The sequence below is a fragment of the Streptomyces sp. NPDC046303 genome, assembly GCF_055588085.1.
The window spans coordinates 96,403-109,552 of sequence record NZ_JBVJFA010000021.1; the positions used below are offsets into that span (position 1 = coordinate 96,403).

Annotated in this window: 13 protein-coding genes; 3 read left to right on the forward strand and 10 right to left on the reverse strand. The window is 74.1% G+C overall.

All coding sequences use genetic code 11. The features are described from left to right. Positions 1–6 precede the first annotated feature (6 nt). From der to ACZ6I1_RS22615, 5 genes are all read right to left on the reverse strand, one after another. Complete coding sequence (gene der / locus ACZ6I1_RS22595; RefSeq protein WP_469289834.1) at positions 7–1,470, reverse strand: ribosome biogenesis GTPase Der; 1,464 nt, start codon at positions 1,468–1,470, stop codon at positions 7–9. Positions 1,471–1,545: 75 nt separating this feature from the next. Further along, positions 1,546–2,262 carry a lysophospholipid acyltransferase family protein gene (locus tag ACZ6I1_RS22600; RefSeq protein WP_469289836.1) on the reverse strand — a complete coding sequence of 239 codons (717 nt, stop codon included), beginning with the start codon at positions 2,260–2,262 and terminating at the stop codon, positions 1,546–1,548. After that, positions 2,190–2,924 (reverse strand): (d)CMP kinase, encoded by a 735-nt coding sequence (gene cmk / locus ACZ6I1_RS22605; RefSeq protein ID WP_469289838.1) that lies wholly within the window; start codon positions 2,922–2,924, stop codon positions 2,190–2,192. The genes ACZ6I1_RS22600 and cmk overlap by 73 nt, the downstream gene beginning before the upstream one ends. Before the next feature lie 171 nt (positions 2,925–3,095). Continuing rightward, complete coding sequence (locus tag ACZ6I1_RS22610) at positions 3,096–4,196, reverse strand: prephenate dehydrogenase (protein WP_469289900.1); 1,101 nt, start codon at positions 4,194–4,196, stop codon at positions 3,096–3,098. A gap of 112 nt (positions 4,197–4,308) precedes the next feature. Further along, on the reverse strand, positions 4,309–4,782 hold the full coding sequence (locus ACZ6I1_RS22615; protein ID WP_469289840.1) for a YidB family protein: 474 nt from the start codon (positions 4,780–4,782) through the stop codon (positions 4,309–4,311). Positions 4,783–4,897: 115 nt separating this feature from the next. Between ACZ6I1_RS22615 and ACZ6I1_RS22620 the strand changes: the two genes are divergently transcribed. The 3 genes from ACZ6I1_RS22620 to ACZ6I1_RS22630 are packed head-to-tail and all read left to right on the forward strand — an operon-like array spanning position 4,898 to position 6,457. Beyond that, on the forward strand, positions 4,898–5,263 hold the full coding sequence (locus ACZ6I1_RS22620; RefSeq protein WP_469289841.1) for a DUF952 domain-containing protein: 366 nt from the start codon (positions 4,898–4,900) through the stop codon (positions 5,261–5,263). Positions 5,264–5,319: 56 nt separating this feature from the next. Further along, positions 5,320–5,748 carry a Rieske (2Fe-2S) protein gene (locus tag ACZ6I1_RS22625; RefSeq protein ID WP_469289843.1) on the forward strand — a complete coding sequence of 143 codons (429 nt, stop codon included), beginning with the start codon at positions 5,320–5,322 and terminating at the stop codon, positions 5,746–5,748. A 28-nt stretch (positions 5,749–5,776) separates the two neighbouring features. Next, positions 5,777–6,457, forward strand: a complete 681-nt coding sequence (locus ACZ6I1_RS22630; RefSeq protein ID WP_469289845.1) for a nucleotidyltransferase domain-containing protein — start codon at positions 5,777–5,779, stop codon at positions 6,455–6,457. Positions 6,458–6,609: 152 nt separating this feature from the next. Here the strand turns inward: ACZ6I1_RS22630 and ACZ6I1_RS22635 are convergent, their stop codons facing one another. From ACZ6I1_RS22635 to ACZ6I1_RS22655, 5 genes are all read right to left on the reverse strand, one after another. Then, complete coding sequence (locus tag ACZ6I1_RS22635) at positions 6,610–7,638, reverse strand: ADP-ribosylglycohydrolase family protein (protein WP_469289846.1); 1,029 nt, start codon at positions 7,636–7,638, stop codon at positions 6,610–6,612. Further along, a complete protein-coding gene (locus ACZ6I1_RS22640; RefSeq protein WP_469289848.1) occupies positions 7,635–8,405 on the reverse strand; it encodes an NUDIX hydrolase in 771 nt (256 codons plus the stop codon). The genes ACZ6I1_RS22635 and ACZ6I1_RS22640 overlap by 4 nt, the downstream gene beginning before the upstream one ends. A gap of 158 nt (positions 8,406–8,563) precedes the next feature. Continuing rightward, complete coding sequence (locus ACZ6I1_RS22645; RefSeq protein ID WP_469289850.1) at positions 8,564–9,958, reverse strand: pseudouridine synthase; 1,395 nt, start codon at positions 9,956–9,958, stop codon at positions 8,564–8,566. Beyond that, entirely contained in the window at positions 9,958–10,584 is a 627-nt protein-coding gene (gene scpB, locus ACZ6I1_RS22650) for an SMC-Scp complex subunit ScpB (RefSeq protein ID WP_469289852.1), read from the reverse strand. The genes ACZ6I1_RS22645 and scpB overlap by 1 nt, the downstream gene beginning before the upstream one ends. Then, complete coding sequence (locus ACZ6I1_RS22655; protein ID WP_469289853.1) at positions 10,581–11,360, reverse strand: segregation and condensation protein A; 780 nt, start codon at positions 11,358–11,360, stop codon at positions 10,581–10,583. Before ACZ6I1_RS22655 ends, scpB begins: the two co-directional genes overlap by 4 nt. Positions 11,361–13,150: the final 1,790 nt, after the last annotated feature.

Genomic DNA, 13,150 nt, shown 5'->3' on the forward strand with positions numbered 1-13,150 from the left:
GAGCGCCTACTTCTTCTTCTTGTACTGGGCGCCGCGCTTCTCGCGCACCCGCACCGAAATGTGGATCGGGGTGCCCTCGAAGCCGAACTCCTCGCGCAGCCGGCGCTCGATGAAGCGCCGGTAGCCGTGCTCCAGGAAGCCGGAGGCGAAGAGGACGAACCGCGGCGGCTTGCTGCCCGCCTGGGTCCCGAACAGGATGCGGGGCTGCTTGCCGCCGCGGATCGGGTGCGGGTGGGCCGCGACGACCTCGCCGAGGAAGGCGTTCAGCCGGCCCGTGGGGACGCGCGTCTCCCAGCCCGCGAGGGCGGTCTCGATCGCCGGGACCAGCTTCTCCATGTGGCGGCCGGTGAGCGCCGAGACGTTCACGCGGGGCGCCCAGGAGACCTGCTGCATCTCGGTTTCGATCTCGCGCTCGAGGTAGTAGCGGCGCTCCTCGTCGAGCTCGTCCCACTTGTTGTACGCGATCACGATCGCGCGGCCCGCCTCGACGGCCATCGTGATGATGCGCTGGTCCTGGACGCTGATCGTCTCGGTGGTGTCGATCAGGATGACCGCCACCTCCGCCTTCTCGACGGCGGCGGCGGTGCGCAGCGAGGCGTAGTAGTCGGCGCCCTGCTGGAGGTGGACCTTCTTGCGGATGCCGGCGGTGTCGACGAACTTCCAGGTGATGCCGCCGAGCTCGATCAGCTCGTCGACCGGGTCGCGGGTGGTGCCGGCCAGCTCGTTGACGACGACCCGGTCCTCCTTCGCGACCTTGTTCAGCAGCGAGGACTTGCCCACGTTCGGGCGGCCGATCAGCGCGATGCGGCGCGGGCCGCCGGGGGCGGCGCCGCCGAAGGTCTGCTCGGGCGCCTCGGGCAGGGCCTCGAGGACGGCGTCCAGCATGTCACCGGTACCGCGGCCGTGCAGCGAGGAGACCGGGTGCGGCATGCCGAGGCCCAGGGACCAGAGCGAGGCCGCGTCGGACTCGCCGCTCTGGCCGTCGACCTTGTTGGCGCACAGCACGACGGGCTTCTTGGCCTTGCGCAGCAGGCGGACGACGGCCTCGTCGGTGTCGGTGGCGCCGACCTTGGCGTCGACGACGAAGACGACCGCGTCGGCGGCCTCGATGGCGTACTCGGCCTGGGCGGCGACGGAGGCGTCGATGCCGAGGACGTCCTGCTCCCAGCCGCCGGTGTCGACGACCTTGAAGCGGCGGCCGGCCCACTCGGCCTCGTACGTGACGCGGTCGCGGGTGACGCCGGGCTTGTCCTCGACGACCGCCTCGCGGCGGCCGATGATGCGGTTCACCAGGGTCGACTTGCCGACGTTCGGCCGGCCGACGACGGCGAGGACGGGGAGGGGGCCGGCGGAGGCCTCCTCGATCGCGCCTTCGACGTCCTCGATGTCGAAGCCTTCTTCCGCGGCGAGCTCCATGAACTCCGCGTACTCGGCATCGCCAAGTGCTCCGTGGTCGTGCTGGTCGTTCATGAAGTCCGTTCCTCGTCGTTCGTGGTGGTCGGTGGTGCCCGCGCAGCGCGGTTCCACTACTAGGTCAAGTCTCGCTCAGCGGCCGGTGAGGCGCTTGGCGTCGGCCAGGTGGGCGGTCAGCCGGTCCTGGATGCGTACGGTGGCCTCGTCCAGCGCGGTGCGGGTACGGCGGCCACTGCCGTCCCCCGCGTCGAAGGCCGAGCCGAAAACGACGTCGACCCGGCTCTTGAGAGCGGGCAGGCCCTTGACGAGCCGGCCCTTGGTGTCGCCGCTGCCGAGCACGGCCACCGGCACGATGGGCGCGCCGCTGCGGACCGCGAAGTACGCGAGACCGGCGCGCAGTGAAGCGAAGTCGCCCTCGCCCCGGGTGCCCTCGGGGAAGATGCCGAGGGCACCTCCATTGTCGAGCACGCCGAGGGCGCGGGTTATCGCCGTCCGGTCGGTGCCGCTGCGGTCGACCTTGACCTGCCCGATCCCGTCGAGGAAGGGGCCGAGCGGACCGACGTACGCCTCCTTCTTGATCAGGAAGTGCAGGGGCCGGGGCGCGGTGCCCATGACCATCGGGCCGTCGATGTTGTGCGAGTGGTTCACGGCGAGGATGACGGGGCCGGAGGCGGGCACCTTCCAGGCGCCGAGCACGCGGGGCTTCCAGAGCCCGTACATGAGCCCGATGCCGATGCGCCTGCCGACCGCCGCACCCTTGGGGGAGGGCGTATCGCTCACTTGCGGCCCGCCCGCTTCTGTGTGGTCCCGCTGGTGCTGCGCCGCTCCTCGACGAGGGTCACGACGCATTCGATGACCTGGTCGAGGGTGAGCTCGGTGGTGTCCACCTCGACGGCGTCGCCGGCCTTGGCCAGCGGGGAGGTCTTGCGGCCGGAGTCCGCGGCGTCGCGCTTGATCAGCGCCGCCTTGGTGGCCGCGAGGTCGGCGGCCTCCTTGCCGCGGAGCTCGCCGCTGCGCCGGGCGGCGCGCGCCTCGGGCGAGGCGGTCAGGAAGATCTTGAGGTCGGCGTCGGGCAGCACGGTGGTGCCGATGTCCCGGCCCTCGACGACGATGCCGTCGGCCTCGGCGGCCGCCTCGGCGGCGATGGACCGCTGCAGCTCGGTGATCAGGGTGCGCACCTCGGGGACGGCGCTGACGGCGCTGACCTTGGCGGTGACTTCCTGGGTGCGGACGGGGCCGGAGGCGTCCAGGCCGTCCACGGTGATGGTGGGCGCGGCCGGGTCCGTGCCGGAGACGATCGACGGCTTGCCCGCGGCGACGGCGATGGCCTGCGGGTCGTCGGTGTCGACGCCGTTGCTGATCATCCACCAGGTGATGGCCCGGTACTGGGCGCCGGTGTCGAGGTAGCGCAGCCCGAGCTTGGCGGCCACGGCCTTGGAGGTGCTGGACTTGCCCGTGCCGGAGGGACCGTCGATGGCGACGATCACGGCTGCCGGAGCTGCGGTTTCCACGGTGCGGGCACCTTCCTGGTTGCGCGTACGTGTCTGGGCGCGCGAAAACGCCCCTGCTCCAGGTTACCGGGCCCCGGGAGCCCCCGACCCCGCCCGTCCGGGCCCGCCCCCGGGCCCGCCGCCGGCCGCCCCCCGGTCGGCACGTGCGGCCGGGGGGCACAGGGTGGGGGCCTACTGCTGTCGCAGGGCCCATCCGCGCTCGCGCAGCTCGGCCGTCAGGCCGGCCACGGCGCGCGGCTCCACCATCAGCTGGACGAGACCGGCCTGCTGCCCCGTCGCGTGCTCGATCCGCACGTCCTCGATGTTGACCCCGGCCCGGCCCGCGTCCGCGAAGATCCGCGCCAGCTCCCCGGGCTGGTCGGAGATGAGCACGGCCACCGTCTCGTACACGGTCGGCGCCGCGCCGTGCTTGCCCGGCACCCGGACCCGGCCCGCGTTCCCGCGCCGCAGCACGTCCTCGATCCCGGCGGCGCCGCCCCGCCGCTTCTCCAGGTCGGCCGACTGGAGGCTCCGCAGCGCCTCCACGGTCTCTTCCAGGTCGGCCGCGATCCCGGCCAGCACGTCGGCGACCGGGCCCGGGTTCGCCGACAGGATCTCCACCCACATCCGCGGGTCGGAGGCCGCGATCCGGGTGACGTCCCGTATGCCCTGCCCGCACAGCCGGACGGCCGTCTCGTCGGCCTCCTCCAGCCGTGCGGCGACCATGCTCGACACCAGCTGCGGGGTGTGGGAGACGAGCGCCACGGCCCGGTCGTGGGCGTCCGCGTCCATCACGACGGGTACGGCCCGGCACAGGGACACCAGCTCCAGGGCGAGGTTCAGCACCTCGTGGTCCGTGTCCCGGGTGGGGGTCAGCACCCAGGGGCGGCCCTCGAAGAGGTCCGCGGTGGCGGCCATCGGGCCCGACCGCTCCTTGCCCGCCATCGGGTGCGTGCCGATGTACTCCGCGACGTCCACGCCGAGCGCCTCCAGCTCCCGGCGCGGTCCGCCCTTGACGCTGGCCACGTCCACGTACGCGCGGGCCGCCCGGCGGCCGATCGCGTCGGCGAGCGTCGCCGCCACGTGGGCCGGGGGCACGGCGACGATCGCGAGGTCGACCCTGCCTTCGGGGGCCTCGTCCGTGCCGGCCCCGAGGGCGGCCGCGGTGTGCGCCTGGGCCGGGTCGTGGTCGACGAGGTGGACGGTGATCCCGCGGGCGGTCAGCGCGAGCGCCGCGGAGGTGCCGATCAGTCCGGTTCCGATGACGACGGCGGTTCTCACGGGGCACTCCAGGGTTGCGTTCGGCGAGGTGACGGGCTGTCGGGCCAGGGTAGCCAGCCGGGACGGCGCGGGGGCCCGGCGCCCGCCCAGTGGGACGGCGGCCGGGCCCCGGCGGGCAACCGCGTCAGAGGTTCTGGGCCTTGATGATGTCCTCGAGGGAACCCGAGGGCACCGCGCCGTTCGGTGTCAGCTTGTCGACCGCGGCCGGCAGCACCCGGGCGATCTGGTCGGCGGCCTGGTCCGTGGAGACGCCCGACTCTTCGGCGACCTTCCGGAGCGTGTCGCCCGGCAGCGCCTCCTTGATCTGGTCGGCGCTGACCGGCTGGTTCGCGCCGGGGCCGACCCAGGACTGCGCCTGGTCGAGGAGGCCGGACCTGCTGAGCATCTCCAGCAGGCCGCTGAGCGGGTTGTTCGCTCCGCCTCCGGCCGCCTGCGCACCACTCGCTCCGCCGCCGCCCGTGAGCGAGCCGAGCAGTGAGCCGAGGATGTTGCCGCCGCCGGAGGCGCCGCCCTGGCCGCCGCCGAGGAGGCCGCCGAGAAGGGAGCCGAGGTCGTTACCCGCCATGATCCTGCCTTTCACGGAGGAACCGGGCCGCACGGAAGCGGCGTACCCGGCGTCGAGACACGGACAATGTCACCCGAACCGCACAGTGCCGCCACTTGGCGCACGACCCCCGCCGCCCGCCCCCGGGCCCTGCGGTAGAACGAACGGCATGATCTTCCACCTCGTCCCGCTCGCCGACTGGACCGCCGCACCCGACCGGCCGTACGCCCCGCCCTCGCTCGACTCGGAGGGTTTCGTGCACTGTTCGGCGGACCGGCCCACGGCGCTCGCGATCGCCGACGCGCACTACCGCGGGGTACCGGGGATCCTGCTCGCGGTGGAGCTCGACGAGGACGCCCTGAGCGCCGAGGTCCGCCGCGAGGGTGAAACCGGCGGCCGCTACCCGCACGTCCACGGCCCGTTGAACCGGGAGGCCGTGATCCGCGTGTGGGAGGTCGTACGCCCACCCGGCAGTCCTGCCTCACTGGCACCGTGGCAGCCGGGCCACCGAAACGGCGCGGCAGGCTTCTCCTGAAGCCCGCCGCAGGCCAGGATGCTGCACGCCATCCGGTCACGAAGCGAGGAGACACCATGAGCGAGCCCACGCCCACCGCCCGGCGCACCGTACTGACGGCCGGTGCGGCCGTCCTGGCCGGAGGCGCGCTCACCGCCTGCGGCGACAGCGGCGAGAAGCCGCCCGCGAGCGAGTCCGCGCCCAACGCACCCGCGGCTAAGGCCATCGCCAAGGCGGCCGACGTACCCGTCGGCGGCGGCACGGTCCTGAAGGCCGAGAAGCTGGTGGTCACCCAGCCCACCGCCGGGTCCTTCCACTGTTTTTCGGCGGTCTGTCCCCACCAGGGCTGCCTCGTGACCACGGTGGAGAACGGCACCATCGTCTGCCCCTGCCACATGAGCAAGTTCAAGGACACGGACGGCGCGGTGACCAAGGGTCCGGCGACCCGCCCGCTGGAGGAGAAGAAGATCACGGTCGCGGCGGACGGCAGTATCTCGCTCGCCTAGCGGCCGGCCACGGCCCTAGTCTCCCCGAATGGACGAACTGACCCTGGTACGGGACCACACGGTGTACCAGTGCGTGATGGGCTCCCGGGCGTTCGGGCTGGCGACGGAGGCGAGCGACACCGACCGGCGCGGTGTCTACCTCGCCCCGACGCCGCTGTTCTGGCGGTTCGAGAAGCCCCCCGCGCACGTGGAGGGCCCGCGGGACGAGGAGTTCTCGTGGGAGCTGGAGCGCTTTTGCGAACTGGCCCTGCGCGCCAACCCGAACATCCTGGAGTGCCTCCACTCCCCCTTGGTGGAACGGCTGCCCCCGGTCGGCGAGGAACTGCTCTCGCTCCGGGGGGCCTTCCTCTCCCGCCGGGCCCACACCAGCTTCAGCCGGTACGCGGCCTCCCAGCGCGGCAAACTCCTCGCGGACGTCCGCATCCACGGCGCCCCGCGCTGGAAGCACGCCATGCACCTGCTGCGCCTGCTCCTGTCCTGCCGCGACCTGCTGCGCACGGGCCGCCTGGAGATCGACGCGGGCCCGCACCGTGAGCGCCTCCTCGCGGTCCGCCGCGGCGAGGCCACCTGGGACGAGGTCGACGCCTGGATGTCCCGCCTCCAGGAGGAGACGGAGACCGCCCTGACCGGGACGCCCCTCCCGGCGGAGCCGGACCGGGCCCGCGTCGAGGACTTCCTGCAGCGCACCCGGCGCGCCTCGGCCGCGTAGGTCAGCCGTGCCGCGCCCGCCGCGGAGGCGGCCTGCGCGGCGTCGAGCACCGCGTGCAGCGCCTCGAAGTCCTCGCGCACCGCGCCGAGTTCCGGACCTTCGTACCCGCCGTGCTCGGCAGCGACTTCGGTTGTCAGTGCGTCCAGCTTGGATCAGGCATCCCAGAGGGCGCCGAAGGCGAGGAGTTCGGCCCGGTACTCGATGCGGCCCTCCCAGTCCCGGGGCCAGACGTCCCCGCCGAGGTGGGCGCCGGCGAAGGCCCCGGCCAGGCAGGCGATGGAGTCGGAGTCGCCGGCCGTGCAGGCGGCGCGGCGCAGGGCCAGGAGGGGTTCGTCGGGGAAGAGCAGGAAGCACTGCAGGGCCGTGGCGAGGGCCTCCTCCGCGATCCAGCCTTCGCCCGTGGTCAGGCAGGGGTCGGTCTCGGGGGAGGGCGTGCGCAGGGCGGCGGACAGGCGGTCCAAGGCGGCCAGGCACTCGTCCCAGCCGCGCGCGATGTAGGACTCCGGGGAGGCGTCGGAGCTCGTCCGCATCCACAGGTCGCCGAGCCACCGCTCGTGGTAGCGGGTGCGGTTCTCCAGGGCGTACGAGCGCAGCCGTCCGACCAGGCCCGTCACCTCGGCGCCCTGCGCCAGCAGGTACACCGCCCGTGCGGTCAGGTCGGAGGCGGCCAGCGCGGTGGGGTGGCCGTGGGTGAGGGCGGACTGGAGCTGGGCGGCGCCGGCCCGCTCCTCCTCGGTCCAGCCGGGGACCAGTCCCACCGGGACCACGCGCATGTTCGCGCCACAGCCCTTGGAGCCGAGCCGGCTGGCGTCGCGCCAGTCCCGCTCCGGATCGTCCAGCAGGTCACAGGCCGTCAGGCAGGTGTTGCCCGGGGCCCGGTTGTTCTCCGGGGAGTGGTACCAGGCGACGTACTCCTCCCGGACCGGACCGGCGAGGTGCGGCGGGTCGACCGGGCCCCCCTCCAGGGCCGTCCGGATGCCCCGCGCCAGCGCGAGCGTCATCTGGGTGTCGTCCGTGACGATCGCCGGCCGGGGCAGCTTCATCTCCCGCCACGGGCCGGTCTTGGCCAGGATCGACGGCACGTCGTTGAACTCCGTCGGGAAGCCGAGGGCGTCGCCCAGGGCCAGGCCGATCAGGGCGCCGGTCGCGGCCCGCTTCGTCGGCGTGGACATCGTCGTCATCGCTTGTTTCCTTCCGAGGGGCGGAGCAGGGGCGGGTGCAGGGCGGTCGCCGGTCCCGGCCGGTACAGGGCGGCCGGTTTGCCGCGGCCTCCGGTCAGCCGGGCGGCGCCCGGTACGGCCTCGACGAAACCGGGTGTGGCCAGGACCTTGCGGCGGAAGTTGGGGCGGTCCAGGGCGGTGTCCCAGACCGTCTCGTAGACGGCCTGGAGCTCCCCGAGGGTGAATTCGGGCGGGCAGAAGGCGGTGGCCAGGCAGGTGTACTCGAGCTTCGAGCGGACCCGTTCCCGCGCGTCCGCCAGGATCACGGCGTGGTCGAAGGCGAGCGGAACGGGACGGCGGTCCCCCCGGCCGGGGCCCGGCCGGGACCCGACCTCGCCGACGGGCACCCAGCGGGCGTGGACCGCGTCCCCGCCGCCCCCCTCCGCCGGTTCCGGCAGGTCCGCGACCAGCGCCGTGAAGGCCACCGAAACCACCCGCATCCGGGGGTCGCGGTCCGGCTCGCTGTAGGTGCGCAGCTGCTCCAGGTGCAGGGCCGCCACCACGTCCTGCGGCAGGCCGGTCTCCTCGGCCAGTTCGCGGCGGGCGGCCGTCTCCGCGGACTCGCGGGGTGCGACGAAGCCGCCGGGGAGCGCCCAGGCCCCCTCGTACGGCTCCTGCCCGCGCCGGATCAGCAGTACGTGCAGCAGCCCCCGGCGCACGGTGAAGACGGCGAGGTCGACGGTCACCGCGAACGGGACGAAAGCGGCCGGGTCGTATCCGGCGGTCATCGCGGCTCCTGTGGACGGGCGCGGAGGCCGTCCCCGACGGCCTATTAATAGTCGAATTGACTATAAACAGTCGGGGGGTCGTCGGGCAAGCGAAGAGCCCGCAGCGCCGGGGGCACTGCGGGCTCTTCGGCCCGGGATCGGGCGGTACTGCCTGGGCCTTACAGACCGACCTCGCGCATCAGCATGCCGACCTCGGTGTTGGTCAGGCGGCGCAGCCAGCCGGACTTCTGGTCGCCGAGCTCGATCGGCCCGAAGGAGGTCCGGACGAGCTTCTCGACCGGGAAGCCGGCCTCGGCCATCATGCGGCGGACGATGTGCTTGCGGCCCTCGTGGAGGGTGACCTCGACCAGGTAGTTCTTGCCGACCTGGTCGACGACGCGGAAGTGGTCGGCGCGGGCGTACCCGTCCTCCAGCTCGATGCCGTCCTTGAGCCGCTTGCCGATCTCGCGCGGCAGCGGGCCGGTGATGGCCGCGACGTAGGTCTTCTTCACGCCGTACTTCGGGTGCGTGAGGCGGTGGGCCAGCTCACCGTGGTTGGTGAGCAGGATGATGCCCTCGGTCTCGGTGTCGAGCCGGCCGACGTGGAAGAGACGCGTCTCACGGTTGGTGACGTAGTCGCCGAGGCACTGGCGGCCGTCCGGGTCCTCCATGGTGGAGACGACGCCGGCCGGCTTGTTCAGCGCGAAGAACAGGTACGACTGGGTGGCGACGGTCAGGCCGTCCACCTTGATCTCGTCCTTCGGCAGGACCCGCTTGCCCTGCTCCAGCACGATCTCGCCGTTGACCTCGACACGGGCCTGTTCGATGAGCTCCTCGCAGGCGCGGCGCGAACCCATGCCGGCGCGGGCGAGCACCTTCTGCAGGCGCTCACCCTCCTCCTCGGCACCCGGGAAGGTCTTCGGCGTCTTGATCACGGGCTTGTCGGCGTACCGGTCGCGCACGCGCTCCTCGATCCGCGCGTCCAGCTCGCGCGGGCGGGACTGGCCGCTGCGGCTGCCGGGGCCGCGGCGCGGGCCGCCGGCCCCGCCGATGCCGGGGGTCTTGGAGGTCTTGGGGCCGCCCTTGGCGCCACCGCGCGCGGCCGCGCCGCGGGCACCGCCGCCGCCGGCCTTGGGGCCCGAGCGGCCGCTGCGCTCGCCCTCGGGACCGACGTCGTAGCGGCGCTCCTCGGGGCGGGGGTTGCGGGGACGCTGGGGGGCCTGCTCGCGGTCGCGGTCACGGGAGCCGGAGCCACCGCCCTGGTAGCCGCCGCCCTGGTAGCCGCCGCCGGAGGAGCTGCCGCCGCGGTAGCCGCCGCCGGAAGAGCCGCCCTGGTAGCCGCCGCGGGAACCGCCGCCGCCGGAGGAGCCGCCACCGCGGTAGCCACCGCCGCCGGAAGAGCCGCCGCGGGAGCCGCCGCCGCCGGAGGAGCCGCCGCGGGAGCCGCCCCCGCCGGAGGAGCCGCCACCGCGGTAGCCGCCGCCGGAGGAGCCGGCGCCGCGGGAGTCACCGCGTCCGCCACCACCGCCGCCGCCGCTGTTCCTGTTGCCGCCGCCGTTGCCGTTGCTTCGCATCAAATGTCCGTCGTCTTGTCGTCGTCTTCATCGGTGTCCGGTGCGTCCGGATCGAACGACGGCACACCTTCTTGCGTCTCGGCTTCGATCGCGTCCGCCTCGGGGAGGAAGGGCGCGAGCTCCGGGAGCTCGTCCAGGCCGCGCAGGCCCATCCGCTCCAAAAAGTGGTTCGTCGTCCTGTACAGGATCGCACCTGTTTCGGGTTCCGTCCCCGCCTCCTCCACCAGACCGCGCTGGAGGAGGGTGCGCATGACCCCGTCGCAGTTGACTCCGCGGACCGCCGAGACCCGCGACCGGCTCACCGGCTGGCGGTACGCGACGACCGCCAGGGTCTCTAGCGCCGCCTGGGTGAGACGGGCCTGCTGGCCGTCCAGTACGAAGCCCTCGACGGCCGGCGCGAACTCCGCCCGGGTGTAGAACCGCCACCCGCCGGCGACCAGGCGCAGCTCGAATCCGCGCCCTTGGAGGGTGTACTCGTCGGCGAGCTGGCGCAGCGCGTCCGCGACCTCCCGCGGGGTGCGCTCCAGCACCTTGGCGAGGTGCGCCTCCGTCGCGGGCTCGTCCACGACCATGAGGACGGCTTCCAGCGCGGGCTTCAGCGCCAGCGCGGCCACGTCGCTGCTCATTCCTTGGCCTCCACGATCTGGTCGAACTCGTCGGTCACGGTCGGCATGCCGTCGCCGTCCCCGCCGCTCCAGCGGACGGTGAGGGTCTTCAGGGCCTCTTCCTGGTCGAGGACCACCGCCTTCTCGCGGTAGAGCTCCAGGAGCGCCAGGAAGCGCGCGACGACGGTGAGGGTGTCCGCGGCGTCCTCGGTGAGCTCCTGGAAGGTGGCTTCGCCGCGCGTCTTCAGCATCCGGACGACGAGCCCGGCCTGCTCGCGCACGCTGACCAGCGGCGCGTGGATGTGGTCCACGTAGACCTGGGGCTTGGCCTTGGGCTGCATGGCCTTGACGGCGAGGCGGGCGAAGCCTTCCGGACCGATGGTGATGACGACCTCGGGCAGCAGGTCGGCGTGGTGCGGCTCGAGGCCGACGGTGCGCGGGTAGCGCCTGCCCTCGGCCTCCGCGCGCTCCTCGAAGATCGCGGCGATCTGTTTGTACGCCCGGTACTGGAGGAGGCGCGCGAAGAGCAGGTCGCGGGCCTCCAGCAGGGCGAGGTCGGCCTCGTCCTCGACCTCGGCGGCCGGCAGCAGCCGGGCGGCCTTCAGGTCGAGCAGGGTGGCGGCGACCACGAGGAACTCGGTGGTCTGGTCGAGGTCCCAGTCGGGGCCCATGGCGCGGATGTGGGCCATGAACTCGTCGGTGACCTTGGACAGCGCGACCTCGGTGACGTCGAGCTTGTGCCGGGAGATCAGCTGGAGCAGCAGGTCGAAGGGCCCCTCGAAGTTCGCGAGCCGCAACGTAAACCGCCCGTCGCCTCCGGCGGGCTGCGCGGTGCCCTCGTCCGGGCCGCCTGCGCCGGGGCTCGCGTGGGCCGTGGCCGCCCGGACCTCGGCCCGTCCGGCGCCAGGGGGCCCGTCCGCGGTCTCGGAGGCCGGTGTGAGCTCCGCCCCACCCTCGGACGGTGCAGGCGCACCGACGGCCGCACAACCGTGCCCACCGTCTTGGAACCCCGCCCCGGCCCCGAACGCCGCCGGCCGCACAGCGGGCCCCGCGGCGTCCTCGGCCACCCGACCCTCGCCCCGTCCGGCGCCAGGGGCCCGGCCGTCGAACTCCGGCCCGGCTTCGGACGACGTCGGCCGCGCAGCGGTGCACACGGGGGCCGCGGTCGCCCGGACCTCGGCCCGCCCGGCGCCAGGGGGCCCGTCCGCGGTCTCGGAGGCCGGTGTGAGCTCCGCCCCACCCTCGGACGGTGCAGGTGCGTCTTGGGACTCCGGCCCGGCCTCGGACGTCGCCGGCCGCGCGGCGGGCCCCGCGGCCTCCTCGGCCACCCGACCCTCGCCCCGTCCGGCGCCAGGGAGCCCGTCCGCCCGGCCCTCGGCCCTCTCGGCGCCAGGGGCTCCGTCCGCGGCCTCGCAGGCCTCCGAGTGCTCCGCCCCGCCTTCGGGCGGTGCGGGCCGCTCAGCGAGCGCTGCAGGCCTCGCTGCGGCGTCTCCCGGCACGCCTGGGCCCCGGCCCAGAAGGCGGCGGGGCGGGCGTCCGGGTTCGGCGGGGAGGGACATCGGGTTCCAGGGTGGTGCGGGGACGGCGGCGTACGCGCAGCCTAGTCCGAGGGCCGGACAGCTCCGCCGGGGCGCGGCGCCCAGTGCGCCGCATCATGGGACGCGTGTGCGGTCGCCACCTCCGTGGCCGGACGACCCAGGCGGGTTCACCGGGTCGCAGCGTGCCGGTTCCGCACATCGCGAAGTCGGAGGGCGGGACGCGCTCGCGCGGTCCGGCAGCCCGCCGCGGCGCCGGGCCGGGGCCATGCCCCCAGCGGTGCCGGAGGTTCGCCGGGTCACGGTGTGGCGGTGCCACGCACTACGAAGTCGGTGGGCTTGCAGCTCGAATGGACGCGCTTGCGCGGTCCGGTGGTCCGCCGGGGCATCCGGCCGGAGACCACTCCCGTCAGACGGCCCCGGGCGGAGCCCGGGAAGGTTCACCGCGGTCACGGTGTGCCGTTGCCGCGGGCACCACGAGGTCGGACCGCTCGCGGCCCGCATGGGATGCGCTTGCGCGGTCCGGCAGTGCGCCGGGGCATCCCTGCCGGAGACCCCCCGGACGGCCACACGCAGTGCCCGGAGGCGGAGGGCCTGCGGCCCGCTCGGGACGCGCTGCGCGGTCCGGCAGCCCGCCCCGGACACCGGCCCCAGGCGCGTTACCGGGAGGGTTCGCCGGACCGCAGCCTGCCGGTGCCGCGCACCACGAAGTCGGAGGGCCCGCGGCCCGCTCGCTCGGGACGCGCTGTGCGGCCCGGGCACCGACCCCAGGCGGGGTTCCCGGGGAGGTTCGCCGGACCGCAACCTGCCGGTGCCGCGCACCACCAAGTGCGAGGGCTTTCGGCACGCGCGGTCGGCCACACGCGGCGAGAAGGTTCACCGGACCGGAGCGTGCCGGTGCCACGCACCACCAAACAGAGGGCTTGCAGCCCGCCGGGGCACCCCCACCGGCCGGCCACCCGCGGCGGCCGGGAAGGTCCGCCGGGGCGCAGGTGCCGGTGCCACGTGTCACGGCGTACGCGTTGCCCGCGGTCGGGCAGTGCGGCGGCGTG